This is a genomic window from Pseudomonas sp. UBA7500, from assembly GCF_002478435.1.
Taxonomy (GTDB): Bacteria; Pseudomonadota; Gammaproteobacteria; order Pseudomonadales; family Pseudomonadaceae; genus Aquipseudomonas; species Aquipseudomonas palmensis.
In genome coordinates this window covers 82,914-105,733 of record NZ_DLNW01000006.1, presented here as the reverse complement: position 1 = coordinate 105,733, position 22,820 = coordinate 82,914, and the positions used below count along the sequence as shown (strand labels likewise).

General features: G+C 64.1%; 25 protein-coding genes, 1 pseudogene and 1 riboswitch. Of the genes and pseudogenes, 14 read left to right on the top strand and 12 right to left on the bottom strand.

What is annotated here, in order from left to right:
* Window positions 1-12 precede the first annotated feature (12 nt).
* The gene (locus B4I46_RS05490) at window positions 13-1,011 is read left to right on the top strand and encodes a class I SAM-dependent methyltransferase (RefSeq protein ID WP_058540649.1); all 999 of its coding nucleotides are present in this window, start codon (window positions 13-15) and stop codon (window positions 1,009-1,011) included.
* Window positions 1,012-1,049: 38 nt separating this feature from the next.
* Window positions 1,050-1,171, top strand: a riboswitch (yybP-ykoY riboswitch).
* Window positions 1,172-1,258: 87 nt separating this feature from the next.
* On the top strand, window positions 1,259-1,846 hold the full coding sequence (locus tag B4I46_RS05485; RefSeq protein WP_043864356.1) for a TMEM165/GDT1 family protein: 588 nt from the start codon (window positions 1,259-1,261) through the stop codon (window positions 1,844-1,846).
* 87 nt (window positions 1,847-1,933) lie between these two features.
* On the opposite strand, the gene B4I46_RS05480 is transcribed toward B4I46_RS05485, so the two are convergent.
* On the bottom strand, window positions 1,934-2,749 hold the full coding sequence (locus tag B4I46_RS05480) for a M48 family metallopeptidase (protein ID WP_043864476.1): 816 nt from the start codon (window positions 2,747-2,749) through the stop codon (window positions 1,934-1,936).
* Between the two features lie 154 nt (window positions 2,750-2,903).
* Between B4I46_RS05480 and B4I46_RS25560 the strand changes: the two are divergent.
* Both B4I46_RS25560 and B4I46_RS25555 read left to right on the top strand, forming a co-directional pair.
* Window positions 2,904-4,190: pseudogene (locus B4I46_RS25560) on the top strand (HAMP domain-containing protein); the annotation flags it as partial.
* Window positions 4,191-4,202: 12 nt separating this feature from the next.
* Window positions 4,203-5,045, top strand: coding sequence for a methyl-accepting chemotaxis protein (locus B4I46_RS25555; protein WP_371917308.1), 843 nt, complete (start codon window positions 4,203-4,205; stop codon window positions 5,043-5,045).
* 85 nt (window positions 5,046-5,130) lie between these two features.
* Here the strand turns inward: B4I46_RS25555 and B4I46_RS05470 are convergent, their stop codons facing one another.
* The 3 genes from B4I46_RS05470 to B4I46_RS05460 are packed head-to-tail and all read right to left on the bottom strand — an operon-like array spanning window position 5,131 to window position 6,203.
* On the bottom strand, window positions 5,131-5,751 hold the full coding sequence (locus B4I46_RS05470) for an SOS response-associated peptidase (protein ID WP_043864354.1): 621 nt from the start codon (window positions 5,749-5,751) through the stop codon (window positions 5,131-5,133).
* 9 nt (window positions 5,752-5,760) lie between these two features.
* Window positions 5,761-6,021, bottom strand: a complete 261-nt coding sequence (locus B4I46_RS05465; RefSeq protein WP_054916231.1) for a putative signal transducing protein — start codon at window positions 6,019-6,021, stop codon at window positions 5,761-5,763.
* Window positions 6,021-6,203, bottom strand: a complete 183-nt coding sequence (locus tag B4I46_RS05460; RefSeq protein ID WP_054916232.1) for a CPXCG motif-containing cysteine-rich protein — start codon at window positions 6,201-6,203, stop codon at window positions 6,021-6,023. Before B4I46_RS05460 ends, B4I46_RS05465 begins: the two co-directional genes overlap by 1 nt.
* A 123-nt stretch (window positions 6,204-6,326) precedes the next feature.
* Here B4I46_RS05460 and B4I46_RS05455 point away from each other — a divergent pair, with 123 nt between their 5' ends.
* Window positions 6,327-7,490, top strand: a complete 1,164-nt coding sequence (locus B4I46_RS05455; RefSeq protein ID WP_043864351.1) for a 1-acyl-sn-glycerol-3-phosphate acyltransferase — start codon at window positions 6,327-6,329, stop codon at window positions 7,488-7,490.
* Between the two features lie 107 nt (window positions 7,491-7,597).
* Here the strand turns inward: B4I46_RS05455 and B4I46_RS05450 are convergent, their stop codons facing one another.
* Window positions 7,598-7,858: a hypothetical protein gene (locus tag B4I46_RS05450; RefSeq protein WP_054916233.1), complete on the bottom strand. Its 261-nt coding sequence runs from the start codon at window positions 7,856-7,858 to the stop codon at window positions 7,598-7,600.
* A 163-nt stretch (window positions 7,859-8,021) separates the two neighbouring features.
* On the opposite strand from B4I46_RS05450, the gene B4I46_RS05445 reads away from it, so the two are divergent.
* The gene (locus B4I46_RS05445; RefSeq protein ID WP_043864349.1) at window positions 8,022-8,228 is read left to right on the top strand and encodes a hypothetical protein; all 207 of its coding nucleotides are present in this window, start codon (window positions 8,022-8,024) and stop codon (window positions 8,226-8,228) included.
* A 72-nt stretch (window positions 8,229-8,300) separates the two neighbouring features.
* On the opposite strand, the gene B4I46_RS05440 is transcribed toward B4I46_RS05445, so the two are convergent.
* Entirely contained in the window at window positions 8,301-8,885 is a 585-nt protein-coding gene (locus B4I46_RS05440) for a YajG family lipoprotein (protein ID WP_043864348.1), read from the bottom strand.
* Between the two features lie 791 nt (window positions 8,886-9,676).
* Here B4I46_RS05440 and mqo point away from each other — a divergent pair.
* On the top strand, window positions 9,677-11,182 hold the full coding sequence (gene mqo / locus B4I46_RS05435) for a malate dehydrogenase (quinone) (protein WP_043864347.1): 1,506 nt from the start codon (window positions 9,677-9,679) through the stop codon (window positions 11,180-11,182).
* A gap of 54 nt (window positions 11,183-11,236) precedes the next feature.
* On the opposite strand, the gene B4I46_RS05430 is transcribed toward mqo, so the two are convergent.
* From B4I46_RS05430 to B4I46_RS05420, 3 genes are all read right to left on the bottom strand, one after another.
* Window positions 11,237-11,524, bottom strand: a complete 288-nt coding sequence (locus tag B4I46_RS05430; RefSeq protein WP_054916234.1) for a PA4642 family protein — start codon at window positions 11,522-11,524, stop codon at window positions 11,237-11,239.
* A 71-nt stretch (window positions 11,525-11,595) separates the two neighbouring features.
* Window positions 11,596-12,063, bottom strand: coding sequence for a hypothetical protein (locus B4I46_RS05425; protein ID WP_043864345.1), 468 nt, complete (start codon window positions 12,061-12,063; stop codon window positions 11,596-11,598).
* A 154-nt stretch (window positions 12,064-12,217) separates the two neighbouring features.
* On the bottom strand, window positions 12,218-12,775 hold the full coding sequence (locus B4I46_RS05420) for a hypoxanthine-guanine phosphoribosyltransferase (RefSeq protein ID WP_043864344.1): 558 nt from the start codon (window positions 12,773-12,775) through the stop codon (window positions 12,218-12,220).
* A 166-nt stretch (window positions 12,776-12,941) separates the two neighbouring features.
* On the opposite strand from B4I46_RS05420, the gene upp reads away from it, so the two are divergent.
* Window positions 12,942-13,580 carry a uracil phosphoribosyltransferase gene (gene upp / locus B4I46_RS05415; RefSeq protein ID WP_054916236.1) on the top strand — a complete coding sequence of 213 codons (639 nt, stop codon included), beginning with the start codon at window positions 12,942-12,944 and terminating at the stop codon, window positions 13,578-13,580.
* A gap of 2 nt (window positions 13,581-13,582) precedes the next feature.
* On the top strand, window positions 13,583-14,857 hold the full coding sequence (locus tag B4I46_RS05410; protein ID WP_043864342.1) for a uracil-xanthine permease family protein: 1,275 nt from the start codon (window positions 13,583-13,585) through the stop codon (window positions 14,855-14,857).
* A gap of 87 nt (window positions 14,858-14,944) precedes the next feature.
* On the opposite strand, the gene hemH is transcribed toward B4I46_RS05410, so the two are convergent.
* Window positions 14,945-15,961 carry a ferrochelatase gene (gene hemH, locus B4I46_RS05405; protein ID WP_043864341.1) on the bottom strand — a complete coding sequence of 339 codons (1,017 nt, stop codon included), beginning with the start codon at window positions 15,959-15,961 and terminating at the stop codon, window positions 14,945-14,947.
* Window positions 15,962-15,973: 12 nt separating this feature from the next.
* The gene (locus B4I46_RS05400) at window positions 15,974-16,876 is read right to left on the bottom strand and encodes a TIGR01777 family oxidoreductase (RefSeq protein WP_043864340.1); all 903 of its coding nucleotides are present in this window, start codon (window positions 16,874-16,876) and stop codon (window positions 15,974-15,976) included.
* Window positions 16,877-17,061: 185 nt separating this feature from the next.
* Here B4I46_RS05400 and B4I46_RS05395 point away from each other — a divergent pair, with 185 nt between their 5' ends.
* The 5 genes from B4I46_RS05395 to B4I46_RS05375 all read left to right on the top strand — a co-directional run bounded on the left by B4I46_RS05395 (window position 17,062) and on the right by B4I46_RS05375 (window position 22,165).
* Window positions 17,062-18,048 (top strand): NAD(P)/FAD-dependent oxidoreductase, encoded by a 987-nt coding sequence (locus B4I46_RS05395; RefSeq protein ID WP_043864339.1) that lies wholly within the window; start codon window positions 17,062-17,064, stop codon window positions 18,046-18,048.
* Between the two features lie 112 nt (window positions 18,049-18,160).
* Window positions 18,161-19,117 carry a YbgA family protein gene (locus B4I46_RS05390; protein ID WP_043864338.1) on the top strand — a complete coding sequence of 319 codons (957 nt, stop codon included), beginning with the start codon at window positions 18,161-18,163 and terminating at the stop codon, window positions 19,115-19,117.
* On the top strand, window positions 19,107-19,997 hold the full coding sequence (locus tag B4I46_RS05385; RefSeq protein WP_043864337.1) for a MerR family transcriptional regulator: 891 nt from the start codon (window positions 19,107-19,109) through the stop codon (window positions 19,995-19,997). The genes B4I46_RS05390 and B4I46_RS05385 overlap by 11 nt, the downstream gene beginning before the upstream one ends.
* Window positions 19,998-20,025: 28 nt before the next feature.
* Window positions 20,026-21,453: a deoxyribodipyrimidine photo-lyase gene (gene phrB / locus B4I46_RS05380; RefSeq protein ID WP_054916240.1), complete on the top strand. Its 1,428-nt coding sequence runs from the start codon at window positions 20,026-20,028 to the stop codon at window positions 21,451-21,453.
* Window positions 21,454-21,463: 10 nt separating this feature from the next.
* Window positions 21,464-22,165: an SDR family NAD(P)-dependent oxidoreductase gene (locus B4I46_RS05375; RefSeq protein WP_158255585.1), complete on the top strand. Its 702-nt coding sequence runs from the start codon at window positions 21,464-21,466 to the stop codon at window positions 22,163-22,165.
* 57 nt (window positions 22,166-22,222) lie between these two features.
* On the opposite strand, the gene B4I46_RS05370 is transcribed toward B4I46_RS05375, so the two are convergent.
* Window positions 22,223-22,741 (bottom strand): acyloxyacyl hydrolase, encoded by a 519-nt coding sequence (locus B4I46_RS05370; RefSeq protein ID WP_043864335.1) that lies wholly within the window; start codon window positions 22,739-22,741, stop codon window positions 22,223-22,225.
* Between the last annotated feature and the right edge of the window lie 79 nt (window positions 22,742-22,820).

The following is a 22,820-nucleotide window of genomic DNA, read 5'->3' as shown; positions in this document are numbered from 1 at the left end:
GGGGCGCCGACCATGGACCCGCGTAGTGAAGTGTTGCTCCGTCAGGCCGAGCTGTTCAAAGGCCCCGTGTTGCTGGCCGGCCTGCCCGCCGACGACCTACTGGGCAGCCTGCCCGATGCCCGCGCCTGGAGCTGGCACGCCGGCGACCAGGCCGCGCTCGAGGCGCGATTTGCCGGGCGCAGTCACTATGGCGTGGAGGTGCCGCCGGTGGCTTTCGACGGCGCCGTGCTGTTTCTGCCCAAGTCCCGCGATCTGGCCAACTACCTGCTCAATGCCCTGGCCTCGCGCCTGGGTGGGCGCCAGCTGTACCTGGTGGGTGAAAAGCGCGGGGGTATCGAGGGTGCGGCCAAGCAGCTGCACGCCTTCGGCAAGCCGCGCAAGCTCGACAGTGCACGCCATTGCCAGCTGTGGCAGGTCACGGTGGACACCCCGCCAGAGGCGCAGCCGCTGGAAAGCCTGGCGCAACGATTCGAACTGCCACTGGCCGAAGGCCCGCTGCAGATCGTGAGCCTGCCCGGGGTCTTCAGCCATGGCCGGCTGGACCGCGGCAGCGCGCTGCTGCTGGATAACCTCGAGCAACTGCCCGTGGGCCATGTGCTGGACTTTGGCTGCGGCGCGGGCGTACTCGGCGCGGCGATCAAGCGCCGCTACCCACAAAGCCGGGTAACGCTGCTGGACGTGGATGCCTTCGCCGTGGCCAGCAGCCGCCTGACCCTGGCCGCCAATGGCCTGGAGGGGGAGGTCATCGCCGGTGACGGCATCGATGCCGCGCCCCGCGAGCTGAACGTGATCCTGAGCAATCCGCCGTTTCACACCGGGGTTCACACCAATTACCACGCCTCGGAAACCTTGCTGAAAAAATCGGCCGATCATCTGAAAAAAGGCGGCGAACTTCGGCTTGTGGCCAACAGCTTCCTGCGGTACCAACCGCTCATCGAAGGCGCCTTGGGCAACTGCATGATTCGCGACGAGGGACAAGGCTTTCGGATCTACCAGGCCACACGAACCTAAAAACTTCGCTTGCCCAAACGGTTTTGCCTAGGCAGAATCCGCTCCGTCCTAGGGGAGTAGTCTCCCGCGAGCACCCAGCTCGCCCGGTACGCGTCAACATACTTGGTCCTCAGACCATGGCGCGTACGACCCACGGTCCGCACAGACGGATCCAGGGTTTGACAAGACCTATGACACGCACACCTTACCCGGGGCGGGAAGGCTGTACGTGTCATAGCCGTGTCGACCCGCCCCCGTAGGAATCCTGATGCTGGAATCATTGCTGGTCCCCACCGCCATCGTTGCGCTCGCCGAAATCGGCGACAAGACGCAACTGCTCGCGCTCATCCTCGCTGCACGCTTTCGCAAACCCTGGCCGATCATCGCCGGTATCGTTGCCGCGACCCTGGCCAACCATGCGGCGGCCGGTGCGGTGGGTGCGTGGTTCGGCAGTTTCTTTTCCGAGGCCACATTGCACTGGATCCTGGCCGCAAGCTTTGCCGCCACGGCCCTGTGGACCCTGGTGCCGGACAAGATGGATGACGATGAAGCCAGTACGGCGCGGCGCTTCGGCCCGTTCCTGACCACGCTGATCGCTTTCTTCATTGCCGAGATCGGCGACAAGACGCAGGTGGCCACGGTGATGCTGGCGGCGCAGTACCCGCACCTGATCATGGTGATCATCGGCACCACCCTGGGCATGCTGATTGCCAACGTACCGGTGGTGCTGGCGGGCAATTTTGCCGCCGAGAAGCTGCCGTTGACCCTGATCCGTCGCCTGGCGGCCACGGCATTCGTGGTGCTGGCGCTGGTGGCGGTGTATTCGGCGATGAAGGTCAGCGGGTGGGTGGGCTGATACCGGCTAGCGTGTGAAGCATTCGCCGGCAAGGCCGGCTCCTACAGGTTCAGGTAGGAGCCGGCAGTGCCGGCGAAGGTCACGGCGCTATTTTCTGGCTTGCTCGTACAACGGCATCACCTTGGGAATCGCCGCCTGCAACGACGCGATACGGCTGCTCGAAGCCGGGTGAGTGCTCATGAACTCGGGCTGCGAACCACCCGACGCTTCGGTCATCTTGTTCCACAGGCTGATCGCCGCATTCGGGTTGTAGCCCGCACGCGCCGCCAGCTCCAGGCCGATCAGGTCGGCTTCGTTCTCGTTGCTGCGGCTGTTGGGCAAGGTCATGCTGTACTGCACCACGGTGTCGGCCAGCGCCAGGCTGTCCTGGCCCAGGCCGAACAGGGCACCTGCGCCCTGGCGCGCCATCTCAACACCATAGGCCTTGGACATCGCCTCGCGACCATGCTCGCGCAGGGCGTGGGCGATTTCGTGGCCCATTACCGCCGCGATCTCGTCGTCGGTCAGCTTGAGCTTGTCGATCAGGCCGGTATAGAAAATGATCTTGCCACCCGGGCCGCAGTTGGCATTGAGCTCGTCGCTCTTGATCAGGTTGACTTCCCATTTCCACTGCGCCGCATCGGGGCGGAACTTCGGCGCCTGCACGATCAGCCGATCGGCAATGGCCTGCACCCGCTTGGCGGTGGCACTGGTCTTGTCGAGCATACCTTTGGTGGATGCCTCGCCCAGGGTCTGCTGGTACGACTGCGCGTACATCTGGTTGACCTCATCGGTCGACAGCATGCTGAACATGTACTGCTTGCGCTCCACGCCCACCGCTCCACCACTGGTGGTGTTCACGGCCTGGCAACCGGCCAGCAGCACACTGGCGCTCAGGGCACCGATAACAACTGATCTACGCATGAAAACACTCCCTTCGAACATGCGGCGTATCCTAGGCCGCGCATCATAAACGCGCTACAGCCGTTCGCGAAGAATTGCATCGCCACACTCATGCTTTGCCCCCGGCGCGCCGATAACGCCCAGACAGGCGACCCTCTTTGCGCTCGGAGCTCCCATGAAGTTCAAGTCGATCCAGTTTTCCGTGGCCGCGCTGGCCGGTGCCATCGTGCTGAGCATCGTTGCAGCACTGGTGCTATACGCAGTGTATTCCGGTGCCCGCACCCAGACGCTGGTGCACAACCGCACCCAGCAACAGTTCGAGGCAGTGATCGAGCAACGCCTGACGGCCCTGGCCCAGACCCAGGTCAGCCAGATCCAGCGCAGCCTCGAGGCGCCGCTGCTGATCGCCCGCGGCCTGGCCACCACCAATGCCCTGATCGGCATGCAGGATGCTGCCGGCAACCCGCAGCTCAAGCTCGAACGCGAACAGATGATCGCCCTGCTCAGGCAGACCGCCCTGGACAACCCGCTGTTGCTGGGCGTTTACGTGGGCTGGGAGCCCAATGCGCTGGACCACGACGATGCCCGCTATGCAGGCAGCACGCTGGCGGGCGTCAACCCGCAGAGCGGGCGCTTTCTGCCGTGGTGGTACCGTAACGACGACGGTAGCCTGACCCTCGACAAACTCCAGGATGTGGACGACCGTACCCTGCTGCCCACAGGCGTGCGCACCAGCGAGTACTACCTGTGTTCCAAGGAGACCGGCAAGGCCTGCGCCATCGACCCGGCCCCGTACCAGGTGGGCAACAAGACCGTGATGCTGGCCTCGTTCGTCGAGCCGATCATGGTCAACGGCCAGTTCCAGGGCATCGCCGCCGCCGACCTGTCGCTGAACTTCATCCAGGATATGCTCAAGGCCGCCGACGCCCAGCTGTATGACGGTGCGGGCGAGATGGCGCTGCTGTCCAACAACGGACGCGTGGTGGCCTACACCAAGGATGCGAGCACGTTCGGCAAAAAAGCCAGCGATGTGCTGCAACCCAATGAAGTGGCGGTGCTCGGCAACCTGTCGGGCAAGGCGCTGCACTACGAAATCGACCATGCCAGCGGACAGATCGAGCTGTTCGTGCCATTTGCCGTGGGCAACACCGCCTCGCGCTGGACCTTGCTGCTGCAACTGCCGGTCAGCGCGGTGATGGCCGACCTCGACGCGCTGCAGCGCGAAATGAGCGCCCAGCGCAGCACCGACCTCACCGGCATGATCGTGGTCGGCCTGGGCATCGCCGGGCTTGGCCTGCTGGTCATCTGGCTGCTGGCCCACGGTATCGCCCGGCCGCTGCGCCAGATGGTCGGCATGCTGGACGACATCGCCCAGGGCGAAGGTGACCTGACCCGGCGCCTGAGCAGCGATCGCGCCGACGAACTGGGCGCCATCGCCCGTGGCTTCAATACATTCCTGAGCAAGCTGCAGGCAATGATCAGCCAGGTGGTGGTGTCGGTACAGAAGGTCAGCGACTCGTCCGAGCACACCGCCGACATCGCCATTCGCACCAACCAGGGCGTGCACAAGCAGATGGCCGAGATCGACCTGGTGGCCACTGCGGTGCATGAAATGACCGCGACCGCCCAGGACGTGGCGCGCAATGCCACCCATGCGGCGCAAGCGGCCAGCAATGCCGACCAGGCCGCCAACCAGGGCCTGGAGATCGTGCGCAACACCTCCACCTCGATCAGCGCCCTGGCCGAGGAGATCGGCCGTGCGGTGGGTGTGGTACAGGCCCTGGCGCGCGACAGCGAGAACATCAACGCGATCCTGGTGGCGATTCGTGCAATTGCCGAACAGACCAACCTGCTGGCGCTCAACGCGGCCATCGAGGCGGCGCGAGCCGGTGAACAGGGACGCGGGTTTGCCGTGGTGGCCGATGAAGTGCGCAACCTGGCGCAGAAGACCCAGCAGGCTACCGAAGAGATCCAGCAGATGATCCAGCAGCTGCAGCAGGGCACGCGGGATGTGGTGCAGGTAATGGAGGACAGTCAGGGCAAGACCGAAGTCAGCGTGCAACAGGCGGCGCAGGCGGCCCAGGCGCTGGAGAGCATCACCCGGGCGGTGTCGGTGATCAACGACATGAACACCCAGATCGCCAGCGCGGCGGAGGAGCAGAGCGCAGTGGCCGAGGACATCAACCGCAATGTGATCAATATCGGCCAGGTGGCCAATGAAGTGGCTGGCGGGGCGGATGAGTCAAGCACAGCGAGCGCGGAGCTGACCAAGCTGGCGGAGCAGCAGCGCCGGTTGATCAATCAGTTTCGCGTCTGAGCCAGAAGCTTCGCCGGCAAGGCCGGCTCCTAAAGGGGCATGCAGTGCCTGTAGGAGCCAGCCTTGCCGGCGAAGGGCTCACCACTTACGCCGGGGTCAGGCACTCCGGCGCATTCAACTTCGGATCATTCACCAGGTTCGCCAGCACCCGCTCGCGCAAGGCGGCCTGCGGGCCAGCGAGCAATTCCTGCAACTTCACCAGCGGCGTCTGCGGGTCCAGCCACGCGGCCTGCCCTGCCGCATCCAGAATCAGCGGCCGGCGCTGGTTGACTGCGGCCTGGGTCACCACCGCCGTGCTCAGCCACACCTGGTCCTGCACCGGGTAGGCCTCCCACACGCCGGCAAAGAACAGCGAAGACCCCTCGCCCGGCGTCAGCCAGTAAGGCCGCTTGCGCGCCGTGCCGCGCCATTCGTAGAAGCCGTTGGCCGGCAGCAGGCAACGGCGCAGGCGAAACGCTTCGCGAAACATCGGTTGCTCGGCCAGGGTCTCGGCGCGCGCCTGGGCCGGGGTGCGCGACAGGTCGGTCAGCCACGCCGGGGTCAGCCCCCAGCGCGCCCGCGCCAGCTCCAGCTGGCCTTCGCGCTGACGCTGGATCAGCACCGAGGCGCCGGGCGAGATGTTCCATTGCGCCTGCTGGTCAGGCGGGAACCCGGGCAGCGCGGCAAACGCCGAAGACCAGCGAAACAGGGCGTAACGTCCACACATGAGCAAAACCTAGCAAATCAGTATTCCCGGAAGACTCTCCGGCTCGTCGCCAGGAAGCGGCTGGGCGCCATTGTACGCGGCGATCAGCTGGCGTGCGTATTCGGCCTGCGCATCGGGCACCGCCAGGCCCAGCAGCCCCTGCATCGGCAGCTCGCCCACGGCGCCCATCAGGTCGCGCCCACTCAGGTGCGCCTTGATCCCTTCGCTGCGCAGCATGCCGATCAGAAGCTCGGCCTCCAGCAGACTTTCCGGCTCGTAGATACGCTGCATCACTCGTCCTCGCGCTTGACGTCCAGCATCCACTCCTCGCCATGCACCTGCAGCACGAACACGATCGGCCGGCAACAGACCTGGCAGTCCTCGATATAGCTCTGGTCGCCACCGGACAGGTCAACGGTGGTTTCCACTTGCTCACCGCAGTAAGGACAATCATAGAAAGCAGATTCCACCATCGCAGTCTCCCAGGTGACTTGTGCGTATAATTGCCGGTCTATTTACAGGCCTTGCCGGTGTCTGAGCCGTTTTTCAGTCCGCAGCCCTACTATTACCCTAGCCGTTTCCAACAAGAGAGCATGATGGGCGAATTCGATGCCATCCGACCGTACAACGACGCCGAGGTGCCCGCCGTGCTGGCGCGCCTGCTCAGCGACCCGGCATTTCTGGATATCCTCACCCACTTTCGCTTCCCGCGCATGGCCGGGGCCTTCGGCTGGCTGCTCAAGCCGCTGATCGCTCGGCGCCTGCGCAAGGAATTTGCCGGGGTCAGTTGCGTATCGACCCTGCAGGACAAGGTCGAATACTACGTCGACCACACCATCGACCGCGCCACCGACGGGGTGACCTACACCGGTGTCGAGCAGTTCAAGTCCGGCAGTGCCTACCTGTTCCTGGCCAACCACCGCGACATCGTGATGGACCCGGCCTTCGTCAACTATGCGGTGTACCACGCCGGCCTGCCGACCCCGCGCATCGCGATCGGCGACAACCTGCTGCAAAAGCCGTTCGTCAGCGACATGATGCGCCTGAACAAGAGCTTCATCGTGCACCGCTCGATCACCGGGCGGCGCGAAAAGCTGGCGGCCTATCAGCTGCTGTCGGCCTACATCAACCACTCGATCCGCAACGACTGCGCCTCGATCTGGATCGCCCAGGCCGAGGGCCGCGCCAAGGATGGTGACGACCGCACCGATTCGGCGATCCTCAAGATGTTCCACATGAGCCGCAAGGACGAACCGTTCGGCGCAGTGATCCAGTCGCTGAACCTGAGCCCGGTGTCGATCAGCTACGAGTACGACCCGTGCGACCAGGCCAAGGCCCGCGAGCTGTACATCCGCGCCACCACCGGCACCTACAGCAAGGCGCCTGGCGAGGATGACGTGAGCATCGCCCAGGGCATCACCGGCTACAAAGGCCGCGTGCACATCAACTTCGCCCCGCCGGTGAGCGAGTACTTCGAAGACACCAAGCAGCTGGCGGCGGAAATCGATCGGCAGATACTGGGTGGCTACCGGTTGTTCCCGGTGCATTACCTGGCGTATGCACAGTGGGCCGATGCCGACCCGCAGTTGCAGGTGCCCAGGGCCGCCGAGGTGTTCCCGGCCGATGAGCTGGCCCGAGCCCAGGCCGAGTGGCAGCGGCGCCTGGATGCCTGCCCGGTGGAACACCAGCCGTACCTGGTGCTGCAGTATGCGATGCCGGTGCGCAACCAGTACCGCGTCAAGGCGGGGTTGGCGCTCTAGAGCGCGTCGCCCGTATCGCGGGTCAAGCCCGCTCCCACAGGGATATCACTGGCCTTGAGTACAGTGCAGAACATGTGGGAGCGGGCTTGACCCGCGATGGCTTCACCTCAGATCCAGGTACTGAACCACGACAGCAGCAGCGCCATCGCCAGGCACGAAAACCCCAGGATGTAGTAGAACCGGTTCACCCGCAGGTTCATCCCCTCCACCATCACCTCATCACGCGCCAGCCCCGCCAGCGCCTGCGCGCCACGACGCCGCGCCGCTTGCAACAGCAACCCGCCAGGGCAGGTAATCAACAAGGCCAGCACATTGATCAGCTTGGCCGGGTGGGCCGCCAGCAGCCCCCACATCACTTGCAACGACATCGCACAACCTCGATAAAAAACCAGACCTCGACACGCCGCGCATTCTACCCAAGCGCCAGCGGCTCTCTCGTACTTTGCGACCGATGACAATTAAATCCGGCCGTCACACGTTCGTCATCCCGACAAGCCACTCTATTGCCCTTCAACACTCAGGGAGCTTGTCATGCTGCACGCTGAAAACCAGGACCGCCTCTATCTGATCGCCCCCAGCGATGAACAACAGGCCTTGATCGACGGCCTGGCGTTCAACGTCCAGGACCGCCAGTGGCTGGTGTACTGCGCACTTGGCGGGCATGCCCACCATGACCTGCCGGAGGTCGACCAGGGCACCGGCATCAGCCTGCTGGACTTCTACGTCGAAGCCGCCTGAGCAGGTCACGCCCACTAAAAAGCCCGATGCCTGCAACGAGGCATCGGGCTTTTTCGTTTGCCGTCAGCGGGTTTACTCGCCCAGTACCTGCCCGACCGTCGGGTCCTTGAACAGGCGGGTCAGGGCGTCGCTGAGCACGTCACCCACCAGCTTGGTGTTGGTTTCCTGGTTGGGCGCCATGCCGAAGCGCTGGTCCAGCGAGGCGCCGTAGCGACCACTGTAGCGGCGGTTGGCATTGGACACGTCGGCACGGAAGGTGGCGCCGATGGTGGCCTCGGTCACATACAGGCCTTCCTTGGGCGACTGGTACTTCAGCTCGGCCAGGGTCACGGTCAGCTGCGGGGCGTTGTAGGCGTTCGCCGTGGGCGTGAAGCCCAGCAGACGCACCGCTGCCTCGGCCTGGGCCTGCAGCTTGGGCACGATGTCATTGCCGTTCACGGTGATGGCGCTGGTTTCCGGGTACAGCCCGCCGCGGGTACCCAGGGTTTGCGAAGGACGACCATCGACCACCTTGACCACCACCGGCTGGCCACGACCCACGGGCGCGAGCTGGGCAGTGAGTTTGGGTTGCGGGCTGAGTTGTTGCGGGCTGTGGGCACAACCGACCAGGGTCAGGCTGGTGACAGCGATCAAACCGAACAACAAACGTTGCAACATGCTCATCTCTCCAGGAATAGCAGCAAAGGTCGCCAGTATAACCACCCGGGACCACCCCAGCCATCGGGGCCAGCCACTGTCACAATCGTTTCATCATCGACCGCGTAGACTGCCCACCTGCGCCGGTGAGCGCTCTGTTCAGCCGCCTGCCCCCTGCAGGCCAGCCCGCCACGGCGTGGCCGGCGAAGCAAAGCGCAACAAAAGTCGTTAATAAAGATCGTTTCTGCCCGCGACCTCGTTATAATCTCCCCCCGATTATAAGGACGTCTCCTGATCGGGCCTCGCAGCACCGCCAATGCCATTGCATCGGCATCCCCGAATCGCCCACAGAGAGCCGCCCACACAGGTCTTGCCAAGCTGGTGTGCCCGCGTTCCTTCGGCGCTCTGCTCTGCCTGAACCTGCCGGGTTTGCCATCGTGCACACCCTTTTTGAGGTTCACGACTCCAAAAGAGCGTGAAAAAACGGTTTTCACAACTTCACGAGAGTGTGGCGAGCAATGAACAGTCTGGCATGTGTAAAAGCAGCAACTGCGTCCCTGAAAGCCCCAAACAGCTGGCAACAGCACTCATCTGCGATGGGTGACTAAGGCCGGTCCATAGCGCACGATGGACACCTTGACCATAAGTCGAATTGCCGCACGGGCGGTAAAATGCGTTCATAGGCAACGCAAAGCCCGGTTGGTGGTGTCCGCGGAAGTTGAAAAACCTGCGAAGTAGCGGACATGGAAATCCCGGCCAAGCCTGGGAGCCATGCTGTCAATTTGGTGCTGAAGATTTTTGGAGACGCGTTAATGGCGCAGAACGAAGCAGTCGATGTAGTACTGGTAGGGGCCGGCATCATGAGTGCCACCCTGGCCGTACTGCTCAAGGAACTCGACCCGGCGATGAAGCTGGAAGTCGTCGAGTTGATGGATTCGGGTGCCGCGGAAAGTTCCAACCCGTGGAACAACGCCGGGACCGGCCATGCCGGGCTGTGTGAGCTGAACTACACGCCGCAGGCCGCCGACGGCAGCATCGACATCAAGAAAGCGGTGCACATCAATACCCAGTTCGAGGTATCCCGGCAGTTCTGGGCCTACCTGAGCAAAAAGGGCGCCTTCAAGAACCCGCGTGCCTTCATCAACCCGATCCCGCACCTGAGCTACGTCGAAGGTGACAAGGGCGTCGCGTTCCTGAAAAAGCGCTTTGAATCGCTCAAGCCTCACCACGCCTTCGCCGAGATGGAATACACCGAAGACAAGGCGCTGATGAACGAGTGGATGCCGCTGATGATGCCGGGCCGCCCCGCCGACCAGCACATCGCCGCCACCCGCGTGATGAAAGGCACCGACGTCAACTTCGGCGCCCTGACCAACAAGCTGCTCAAGCACCTGGCCGACACCCCCGAGTCGCAGGTCAAGTACAGCAAGAAGGTCACCGGCCTGCGCCGTAACGGCAGCGGCTGGACCGTCACCATCAAGGACGTCAACAGCGGCAGCAGCCGCGACGTCGATGCCCGCTTCGTGTTCCTCGGCGCCGGTGGCGCGGCCCTGCCGCTGCTGCAGCTGTCGGGCATCGAGGAGAGCAAGGGCTTCGGCGGTTTCCCGGTCAGTGGCCAGTGGCTGCGCTGCGACAACCCCGAGGTGGTCAAGCGCCACCAGGCCAAGGTCTACAGCCAGGCCGCCGTGGGTTCGCCGCCGATGTCGGTACCGCACCTGGATACCCGCGTCGTCGACGGCAAGACCTCGCTGCTGTTCGGCCCGTACGCCGGCTTCACCACCAAGTTCCTCAAGCACGGCTCGTTCCTCGACCTGCCGCTGTCGGTGCGCCTGGGCAATATCGGGCCGATGCTGGCCGTGGCCCGCGACAACTTCGACCTGACCAAGTACCTGGTCAGCGAGGTGATGCAGTCGATGGAACAGCGCCTGGAATCGCTGCGTCGCTTCTACCCTGAAGCCAAGGCCGAAGACTGGCGCCTGGAAGTGGCCGGGCAACGGGTCCAGATCATCAAGAAAGACCCGAAAAAAGGCGGCATCCTGCAGTTCGGTACCGAACTGGTGGCGGCCAAGGACGGCTCGCTGGCCGCCCTGCTGGGCGCCTCGCCGGGTGCTTCGGTCACCGTGTCGATCATGCTGGAACTGATCGAACGCTGCTTCCCCGAGCAGGCCAAGGGCGCCTGGGCGGCCAAGCTCAACGAGATCTTCCCGGCACGGGAGAAGGTCCTGGCGACCGACGCTGCGCTGTACCACAAGATCAGCGCGCAGAACGACGAGGCCCTGGGCCTGGTCGAGAACCAGCCGACGCAAAGCTACGCGTAAGCGTGATGCATGAAAAAACGCCCCTCGGGGCGTTTTTTCATGGCTGCGATGTACTCACTTGCGGGCGCTGTCGATGATCTCGATGTACTCGGGCGCATTGCGCTGGTCGCCGATCACCTGGGCGAAGGTGTTGCCGTGCTCGTCCTTGCCGTCCACATCGTATCCGGCCTCGACGAAGAAGCCGACGAAACGTTCGAAGTCATCGATGCGCAGGCCGCGATAGGCCTTGATCAGTTTGTGGTGCGAGGGCGAGCTGGCATCGGCCGGTTCGAACTGGAGAAACGACTTGATGTAGTCGTCGCTGATCTCATCACCAATCACTTGCTTCTTGTCTTTACGCATTGCCGACTCCAACTGAACCATCACGGACATTTTTCACGGGCCGGCAGTTTACCCCCCGGCAGCGCTGTGGCTCAACGCGCGCGTAGGGTGCCGGTGTGCACATCGGCCCAGATATGACCGTTGGCATAGCTGAGGAACTGCACGTACAGGGTGTCGTTGCGCAGCAGGTCGAGAATCACCCGGTACTGGCTGGCGGGATAGTTGAGGGTCAGGGTGCGGCTCTTGGCGTCGAACGCCGGTTTGCGCAGGCTCTTGCCTTCGCCGTCGAAGCTGATCAGCACCTCGCTGATGGTGGCGCCCTTGTTCAGGGGCTTGCCCTTGAGGCGCATCAGCACCGGTGCCGTGACCGGTATCGGTTGCTGGTTGGACTGTCGCTGGTTGCCGACCACCACCGAATACTGGGTCACCTGCAGCAGTTGCTGGGCGTCAGGGGTTTCCTGGCGCAGGGTAAGGTCGTCGGGCGGCAGGAACTGGCTGTGCAGCGGCGCGGCGGCCAGGGGCAGGCTGGTCAGCAGCAGGAGGGCGAGGATGGCGCGCATGGCAGGCTCCTTGGGGGCGGCCTGGCACTCTAGCATGAGAAATGTACGTAGCTGACGGCCTCTTGTGGGAGCGGGCCTGACCTGCGCTGCAGGCACCGCAAACAGCTGATACCACATCGACCCTTTCGCGGGCCAAGTCAGCTCCCACCCGGTTTTACATGCCCTTCACGGCATAGATGCCCGCCGCATTGCGCCAGTAGCCCTTGTAGTCCATGCCGTAGCCGAACACATAGCGGTCAACGCAGCTCAAACCGCAGTAGTCGGCCTTCAGGTCAGGGCTGGCCTTGCGGTCGTGGTCCTTGTCCACCAGCACCGCGCTGTACACCGCCTTGGCACCGGCATGCTTGCAGAAGTCGATGATGGCGCTGAGGGTGTGCCCTTCGTCGAGGATGTCGTCGATGATCAGCACTTCGCGATCGATGAACGACACTTCGGGCTTGGCCTTCCAGAACAGGTCACCGCCGCTGGTCTGGTTGCGGTAGCGCGTGGCATGCAGGTAGGACGCCTCCAGCGGGAACTGCAAATGGGTCAGCAGCTTGCCGGAGAAGATCAAGCCACCGTTCATCACGCAGAACACCACCGGGTTGCGGTCGGCCAGGTCGGCGGTGATCTGCGCGCCCACACGGGCAATCGCCGCTTCGACTTCGGCTTCGCTGTGCAGGCAGTCTGCTTCACGCATGACTTGACGGATATGCTCGAGATCAGCGGACATGACGCTCTCCAGGGGGGCTGCGGTTGAGAAAAGCGGGCAAAGGTACGCACCCTCACGCATCAGATCAAGCATTTATGGACTAACGTGCACAATGCCTATAGGACACCTGCGGCCGAATAGATTACTCTAGCGCGGTTTTTTTGCCCGCCCCCCGGAGCCTTTCCCTATGCCAACCCGTGAGATCCGCCATCCGCTGATCCGTCACAAGCTCGGCCTGATGCGCCGCGCCGATATCAGCACGAAGAATTTTCGCGAACTCGCCCAGGAAGTCGGCGCGCTCCTGACGTACGAGGCAACCAAGGATCTGCCGCTGGAAAGCTACGACATTCAAGGCTGGTGCGGCACCGTACAGGTCGAGAAGATCGCCGGCAAGAAGATCACCGTGGTGCCGATCCTGCGCGCCGGTATCGGCATGCTCGACGGCGTGCTCAGCCTGATCCCGGGCGCCAAGGTCAGCGCCGTGGGCGTTGCCCGCAACGAGGAAACCCTCGAAGCGCACACCTACCTGGAAAAACTGGTACCCGAGATCGACGAGCGCCTGGCCATGATCATCGACCCGATGCTGGCCACCGGCAGCTCCATGATCGCCACCATCGACCTGCTGAAGAAGGCCGGCTGCAAGGACATCCGCGCCATGGTGCTGGTGGCAGCGCCCGAAGGCATCGCGGCGGTCGAGGGTGCACACCCCGACGTGCACATCTACACCGCCTCGATCGATGAACGCCTGAACGAACACGGCTACATCATTCCCGGCCTGGGCGATGCAGGCGACAAGATCTTCGGCACCAAGCAGAAGGACACCTGAACATGCAGGACGAGTTCAACGACCCGCTCTGGCGCCAGGTCGTCTCCGGCGCGCAGATGCTCTTCGTGGCATTCGGCGCGCTGGTGCTGATGCCGCTGATTACCGGCCTCGACCCCAACGTTGCGCTGTTCACTGCGGGCCTGGGGACTCTGCTGTTCCAGGTGGTCACTGGCCGTCAGGTGCCGGTGTTCCTCGCCTCCAGTTTTGCCTTCATCACCCCCATCATTCTCGCCAAGGGCCAGTTCGGCCTGGCCGAGACCATGGGCGGGGTAATGGCGGCCGGGTTCGTCTACACCTTCCTGGGCCTGGCCGTGAAGATCAAGGGCACCGGCTTCATCGACCGCCTGCTGCCGCCGGTGGTGATCGGCCCGGTGATCATCTCGATCGGCCTGGCGATGGCGCCGATTGCCGCCAACATGGCCATGGGCAAGGCCGGTGACGGCGCCGAACTGCTGCCCTACAGCACCGCAATGATGATCTCGATGCCGGCGCTGCTCACCACCCTCATCGTGGCGGTGTTCGGCAAGGGCATCTTCCGCCTGGTGCCGATCATTGCCGGGGTGCTGGTGGGCTTTGGCCTGTCGTTCTACTTCGGTGTGGTCGACACCGCCAAGATCGCCGCCGCCCCCTGGCTGGCCCTGCCGCACTTTACCGCGCCGGCCTTCAACTGGCAGGCGATCCTGTTCATCGTACCGGTGGCCCTGGCCCCGGCGATCGAGCATATCGGCGGCGTGATTGCAGTGGGCAGCGTGACCGGTCGCGACTACCTGAAAAAGCCCGGCCTGCACCGTACCCTGCTGGGTGACGGCATCGCCACCACCACCGCCGGCCTGTTCGGCGGCCCGCCCAACACCACCTACGCCGAAGTGACCGGCGCGGTGATGCTGACCAAGAACTACAACCCCAAGATCATGACCTGGGCGGCGGTGTTCGCCATCAGCCTGGCCTTCGTCGGCAAGTTCGGCGCGTTGCTGCAGAGCATTCCGGTGCCGGTGATGGGCGGCATCCTGTGCCTGCTGTTCGGCTCGATCGCGGCAGTGGGCATGAACACCATGATCCGCCACAAGATCGACCTGAGCGAAGCGCGCAACCTGGTGATCGTCTCGGTGACCCTGGTGTTCGGGATTGGCGGTGTGCTGGTCGGCACCGGTACCGGCCCGGACGACTGGGGCCTGAAGGGTATCGCTTTGTGCGCCGTGGTGGCCATTGCGCTCAACCTGCTGCTGCCGGGCAATGACGGCTGGAAGAACAAGGTGCTGGACGACCATTTGCCTTGATCTGAAACGCTTCGCCGGCAAGGCCGGCTCCTACAGGGGTTCGCGCAAACCTGTAGGAGCCGGCCTTGCCGGCGAACGCTGCACTACCTAACCCGCCTGCTCACACAACTGCGTAAGCGCCTCCACCCACTGCGGGTGATCATTCAGGCACGGCACCAGCACCAGCTCTTGCCCGCCCGCCTCGACAAACTGCTCGCGCCCGCGATCGCCGATTTCTTCCAGCGTCTCGATGCAGTCGGCCACGAACGCCGGGCACATCACCAGCAGCTTCTTGACGCCTGCCTTGCCCAGCTCGTCCAGGCGCGCCTCGGTGTAGGGTTCGATCCACTTGGCCCGGCCCAGCCGCGACTGGAACGACACCGACCATTGGCCCTCGGCCAGGCCCATCTTCTGCGCGAACAACTGTGCTGAACGCAGGCACTGCGCGCGATAACACACCGCCAGCACCTCGGGCGAAGCGTTGCGACAGCAGTCGGCATTCTGGAAACAATGCGAACCGGTAGGGTCGAGTTTCTTCAGGTGCCGCTCGGGCAAACCGTGAAAGCTCAGCAGCAGGTGATCGAAGCCCTGCTCCAGGTACGGCCTGGCACTGGCCACCAGCGCGTCGATGTACAGCGGCTGATCATAGAACGGACGCAGCACCGGCATCTGCAATGCCAGCTTGTGCTCGGCCACCACGGCCTTGGCCTGCTCGATCACGGTGGTCACGGTGCTGTCGGCAAACTGCGGGTACAACGGCGCCAGGGTCACCTTGGTGACGCCCTGGCCGGCCAGACGCTGCAACACCGTGGACAGCGAAGGCTCGCCATAGCGCATGGCGATTTCCACAGGCCCGTGGGCCCAGTGCGCGCCCATGGCCTGCTGCAGGCGCCGGGTCAGCACCACCAGCGGCGAGCCTTCCTCCCACCAGATGGAGGCATAGGCGTGGGCCGACTGCTCCGGACGCTTGATCAGGATCAGCGAGACCAGCAGGCGACGCACCGGCCACGGCAGGTCGATCACATACGGGTCCATCAGAAACTGGTTGAGGTAACGACGCACGTCGGCGACGGAAGTGGAAGCCGGTGAACCCAGGTTGACCAGCAGCAGAGCATGATCGGTCATGCAACATCCTTTTCAGAGGCGCGCGGACAAGTCATCCAGCGCCGATTGCACATCGTTGTAACGGAACGTGAAGCCTGCCGCCAGCAAGCGCACCGGGCGCGCCCGCTGGCCACCCAGCAGCAATACCGACAGTTCGCCGAGCCCGGCGCGCAGCACCAGCGCCGGCAACGGCATGAACGCCGGGCGGTGCAGCGCACGCCCCAGGCGTCGGGCAAATTCGCGGTTGCGCACCGGCTCCGGCGCGCAGGCATTATAAGGACCGCTGGCATCCTCGCGCTGCAACAGAAAATCAATCAGGGCAATTTGGTCGTCCAGATGGACCCACGGCATCCACTGGCGACCACTGCCAATCGGCCCGCCCAGCCCGAGCTTGAACGGCAGGCGCAGGCGCGACAAAAAGCCGCCCTCGGCCGCCAGCACCAGCCCGGTACGCACCAGCACCACCCGCATGCCCAGGGCCTCGGCGCGCAGCGCAGTTTCTTCCCAGGCAATGCACAGCTGGCTGGCAAAGTCCTCCTTGACCGGCTGCGACAGCTCGGTCAGCTCGCGCTCACCACCATCGCCATACCACCCTACCGCCGACCCCGAGATCAGCACCGCAGGGCGCTGCTGCCGGCCTTGCAGCCAGGCGATCAACTGCTCGGTGAGGGTGATGCGGCTAGCCCATAGCAGCGCGCGTCGGTGCGACGTCCAGGGGCGATCGGCAATCGGCGCACCGGCCAGGTTGACCACGGCGTCCACCGGCTCCTCGCCCAGTTCGTCGAGCCGGGCAATGCCGCGCACCCCTGCCCCGCACACCTGAGCGACCTGCGCCGGACGCCGGCTCCACACCGTCAGGCGGTAACCCTTGTCCAGCCAGAAGCGGCAAAGGTGTCTGCCGATCAGGCCCGTACCACCGGTCAGCAATATATGCATGGCTGTGTCCTCACATGGCGCGCGCTGGTCTATTTTTAAGTTCAAGGCACTTTTTTGACCGAACGCTCTCGGATAAACATAGGCCAACCTGCAACGTCGAGCGGAATCATCTTATACAAGCTGGAGATATTGTACAGGCTTGTCGGGCAGCGTAGGCTGTTTCCAAAAGGTTCGAAGAGGCCATCATGACTGTTCCTATCGCAATCATCGGTGCCGGCATCGCCGGCCTGTCCGCCGCCCAGGCCCTGCAGAAGGCCGGGCACACCGTGCACCTGTTCGACAAGGGCCACGGCAGTGGCGGACGCATGGCCAGCAAACGCAGCGAAGCCGGCGCCCTGGACCTGGGCGCGCAGTACTTCACGGCCCGCGACCGACGTTTCGTCGAACAGGTCCAGGCCTGGCAGGCCAAGGGCTGGGCGGCCGAATGGAAGCCGCAACTGTACAACTACCGCGAAGGTCAGCTGACCCCCTCGCCGGATGAGCAGATCCGCTGGGTGGGTGTACCGCGCATGAGCGCCATCACCCGCGGCCTGCTCAAGGATGTCACCGTCAACTTCAATTGCCGCATTGCCGAGGTGTTCCGCGGCAAGCAGTACTGGCACCTGCAGGACACCGAGGGCGGCAGCCACGGGCCGTTCAGTCGCGTCATCATTGCGGTGCCGGCGCCCCAGGCCACGCAGCTGCTCAGCGCCACCACCAAGCTGGCCGGCATGGCCGCCAGCGTGCAGATGGAGCCCACCTGGGCCATTGCGCTGGGCTTCGATACGCCCCTGGACACCCCCATGCAGGGCTGCTTCGTGCAGGGCTGCGACCTCGACTGGCTGGCGCGCAACCGCAGCAAGCCCGGGCGTGACGAAAAACTCGACACCTGGGTTCTGCACGCCACCGCCAGCTGGAGCAAGCAACACATCGACCTGTCGCGCGAGGCCGTGATCGAGCACCTGCTGGGCAACTTCGCCGAACTGGTGGGCTGCGCCGTGCCGGCCCCCACCTTCACCCTGGCCCATCGCTGGTTGTATGCCCGCCCGAGCAGCAGCCATGAATGGGGCGCGCTGGCCGATGCCGACCTGGGCCTGTACGCCTGCGGCGACTGGTGCATGTCGGGGCGCGTCGAGGGCGCATGGCTCAGCGGCCAGGAAGCGGCGCGGCGCCTGCTCGAACACCTGGAATGACCCCTGCACCGGCTGAAGCTGTACAGAACATTTGACTTGTACAACGCGTTATCTATGATGAGCGAAGCTGTACATAATTTTGTTTCTGTACAAATTTCAGTCGAGAGCGACCATGGCGGCCACCAGACCAAAGATTGCCATCAGTGCATGCCTGACCGGCGAAGAGGTCCGCTACAACGGCGGGCACAAGGCCTCGCGCCTGTGCAATGAAGTGCTGGCCGAGCACTTCGACTTCATCGGCATCTGCCCCGAGGTTGCCATCGGCCTGGGCACACCTCGCCAGGCCATCCGCCTGACCGGTGACCCGGCCAACCCCAGGGCCGTGGGCAGCCGCGATGCCAGCCTGGACGTCAGCCAGGCACTGGATGCCTACGGCGCAGAAATGGCCGGGCAACTGACCGACATCTGCGGCTACATCTTCATGCAGAAATCGCCATCCTGCGGCCTGGAACGGGTCAAGGTGTACCAGGCCAACGGCTACCCGGCCACCGAAGGCGGTCGCGGCCTGTACGCCGCACGGTTCTGCGCCCAGCGCCCCGACCTGCCGGTCGAAGAGGATGGCCGGCTGTGCGATCCGGTACTGCGGGAAAACTTCATCACCCGCGTGTATGCCTACGCCGACTGGCAGCAACTGCTGGCAGGCGGGCTCAGTCGGCATGCCCTCATCGCCTTCCACTCGCGTTACAAGTACCAGCTGATGGCGCACAACCCCCAGCAGTACAAGGTGCTCGGCAAGTTGCTGGGCAGCATGCAGCGCCAGGACGACCCCACCCAGATCGGCCCACGGTATTTCAGCCAGCTGATGAGCGCCCTGAGCCGCTGCGCCAGTCGCGGCACCCACGGCAACGTGCTGATGCACCTGAGCGGCTACCTGCGCCGGTTTCTCGACCCCCGCGACAAACAGGAAATCCGCGCCCTGATCGACCAGTACCAGGCCGGCATCGTCCCGCTGGTGGTGCCGCTGACCCTGCTCAAGCACCACCTGCGCCGCCACCCCGACCCCTACCTCATGCAGCAGGTCTATCTGCAACCGCACCCGGAAAACCTGAGCCTGCGCAATGCCATCTGAAGACGACCTGCTGCCCATTCGTGAAGTCACCCGCCTGACCGGGGTCAACCCCGTGACCCTGCGCGCGTGGGAGCGCCGCTACGGGCTGATCGTGCCGCAGCGCACCGGCAAGGGTCACCGGCTCTACAGCGCCGCACACGTGCAGCGCATCCAGCAGATTCTGCAATGGCTCAACCGCGGAATCGCGGTGGGCCAGGTCAAGCCGCTGCTCGACACCTCCCCAGCAGTGCAACCCGCACCCGGCAACGACGACTGGCACACCCTGCGCCTGCAACTGGTCGACTGCATCGCGCAACTGGCCGAACGCCGACTCGACCAGCTGTTCAACCAGGCCATGGCCCTCTACCCCGCCGCCACCCTGTGCGAGCAACTGTTGCTGCCGTTGCTGCAAGAACTCGACACCCGCTGGCACGGGCACTTTGCCGCCCGCATGGAGCAGGTGTTCTTCCATACCTGGCTGCGCAGCAAACTTGGCGTGCGGGTGTATCACAACAACCGTCAGCTGAACGCCGCGCCCGCCCTGCTGGTCAACGCCTCGGCCCTGCCATTCGACCCGCAGCTGTGGCTGTGCGCCTGGCTGCTCAGTGATGCCGGCTGCGCGGTCGAGGTATTCGACTGGCCGCTGCCACCTCGAGAGTTGGCGTTTGCCGTGCAGCAGCTCAAACCCTGTGCGTTGGTGATGTGCCTGAACGCGGCGCTCGATCCGCGTGAACTGCAGCGCAGCCTCAATGCGATCGATCTGCCGACCCTGCTGCTGGGCAGCATGGCCGCGCTCTACAAGGAGCATGCCGAGGCGGCGGGCCTGCAGGCAGGCAACGTGCATCTGCCGTCCTCTGTGGTGGCGCTGCCCGCCCTGTTGCTGGGCCTGCTGGCCACCTGACGTCTCCCCCACATTCACAGGATTTCGTATGCAACTGATCTGGCTGCGCAACGACTTGCGCGTTCACGACAACACTGCGCTGGCCGCTGCCTGCTCGCGCGGCCCCACCCTGGCGGTGTGGCTGGTAAGCCCCGGGCAGTGGCTCGCCCACGACGACGCCCCGTGCAAGGTGGACTTCTGGCTGCGCAACCTGCACAGCCTGCGCCAGTCACTGGACGCCCTGAACATTCCCCTGCTGATTGTGCCTGCCGACCAGTGGGCCGATGCGCCTCGGGTACTGCTCGCGCTGTGCAGGCAACATGCGGTCAGTGCCGTGCACCTGAACGAGGAATACGGGGTACACGAACAACGTCGCGATCAGGCCGTGCAGCAGGCATTGCGCCAGGCCGACATCCAGGTGCACAGCTACCTGGACCAGTTGCTGTTCAAGCCCGGCAGCATCCTGACCCGCAGCGGCGGTTACTTCCAGGTGTTCAGCCAGTTTCGCAAGGTGTGCTACGAACGCCTTCACCTGGGGCTTCCCTCACGGGTTTCGGCGCCGGCAGCCCAGGCCCGGCTGGCCATTGCCAGCGACACCGTCCCCACCCAGGTGGCCGGCTTCGAGACACCGCCTGACGCGTTGCGCACGCTGTGGCCGGCAGGCGAGGATGAAGCCGCGCGCCGCCTGGCGCGCTTTGTCGACGAGGCCATCGAGGATTATCCGGTACAGCGCGACCTTCCTGCCGTACCTGGCACCAGCCAGCTGTCGGCCTACCTCGCCGCCGGGGTGATCTCCCCCCGCCAGTGCCTGCATGCCGCCCTGGCCTGCAACTTCGGCGAATTCGACAGCGGGAATGCCGGCGCCATCACCTGGATCAACGAACTGCTGTGGCGCGAGTTCTACAAGCACATCCTGGTGGGCTACCCGCAGGTTTCCCGCCACCGTGCCTTCAGGTCACATACCGAAGCCCTGCCCTGGCGCAATGCGCCACAGGACCTGCTGGCCTGGCAACAGGGCCGCACCGGCATCCCTATCGTGGATGCGGCCATGCGCCAGTTGCTCGCCACAGGCTGGATGCACAATCGCCTGCGCATGGTCACGGCCATGTTTCTGACCAAGAACCTGCTGATCGACTGGCGTGAAGGCGAACGCTTCTTCATGCGCCACCTGATCGACGGCGACCTGGCCGCCAACAACGGCGGCTGGCAGTGGAGCGCCTCGACCGGTACCGACGCCGTGCCCTACTTTCGGATCTTCAATCCGGTGAGCCAGTCGCAACGCTTCGACCCTGCAGGGCGATTTCTGAAGCACTGGCTGCCTGAACGCGGCAACCTGGACCACAAGGCCGTCCATTTACCCAATGTCCAGAACGATTTGTTTGCAATAGATGTCTATCCTCATGCAATTGTAGACTTAAGTTCTAGTCGCCAACGCGCACTGGATGCGTTCAAACACTTACCTAAACGCAACGATTGAGGAAAGGATCTTGAGCAGTGATCGACCTCGGCGCATCTGGATTACCGGTGCCAGCAACGGACTTGGGCATGCCTTGGCAGAGGCGCTGCTTGAACAGGGCTGCAAGGTGGCGCTCAGTGTTCGCAATCGCGACGATGCACACCCCCTTGAGACCGACTATCCCGGTAGGGTCCTTGTGCTTGCCGGCGACCTGCACCAGTTGCCGCAGGCCAGGCGCGCCTGCGCCACCCTGACCGAACAATGGCAGGCCATCGACGGCCTGATCGTCAACGCCGGCACCTGCGACTACCTGCCGTTGCCGATTACCCAGACACTGCTGCAGGACGTGGTGCGGAGCAACCTGGCCGCCGCCTCGCACTGCCTCGATGGCGCGCTCCCCCTTCTGGACAAGGGGCGCGCCCCGCAGGTGGTGGGGATTCTCAGTGCGTACTCTGCCCTGCAGCTGGGCGAGCCCGGACAGCCGCGGCGCCCTGCCAACAGCATCGCGTCACTGTTCGAAGACGCCCGCCCCCTGCTGGTCGCACACGGCATCGACCTGACCATCGTGGCCCCTCAGACGCCTGCACAGGGCATGAACACACCCACTGCCATCCCGGATGAGTGGGACGCCAGTTCGGCTGCCAGCGCCATCCTGCAACGCCTGGGCGAACGCCCGCAGCAGTTGACCCTGCAGGCGCTGGCGGTCAATGAGCTGTGGCCGCTGCCAAAATGAAAAAAGGCCCTGACGCAAGTCAGGGCCTTTTTCGTGGTGCAGGGTACCGGCCGGCCGTCAGAGCGGCATGCGGTAGTGCAGCGAATAGCTTTCCACGCCATCGTTGGGGCTTTGCAGGCCCGCGTTCGAATAGTGGATGGCGCGCACGCCTACCTCGTGTCCGCCCGCGAAGCGCAAGCCGAACCCGATGCGGTCTTCGAACTGGAACGACGAGCCGAGCTTGTTGGTTTCAAGCTTGGTGCTGGAGAAGGCCGCTACACCGATACCCGCCTCGATGTAGGGTTTGACCGACTCACCGGCGAACTCGTAGACGAACACGGGCGCGAACGAGAGGCTGTGGTTGCTGGAAGTCTTGTCGCCGTCCCAGTAGGTGTAGGCACCGTCCCAGTAGCCGGTCACGCGGCCGACGCTGGTCTGCCACCAGCTGGCGTCCCAGTTGGACTGCAGCCCAAGGCGATAGACCATGGTCGAGTCACCGGTCTGCCCTACGGAAAACGAGGCGTCAGCGGCGTTTGCGGTGAAAGAGTGCCCCAGGGTAACGGCTGCAATCGCAGCCAAGCAAAGCAGTTTCTTCATGAGAAACGTCCCTTTTCCTAAATGCTGTTGTGGTTTTGTGTCTCATCAGACGATTGAATAGAAATCGGCAGTAGTACGA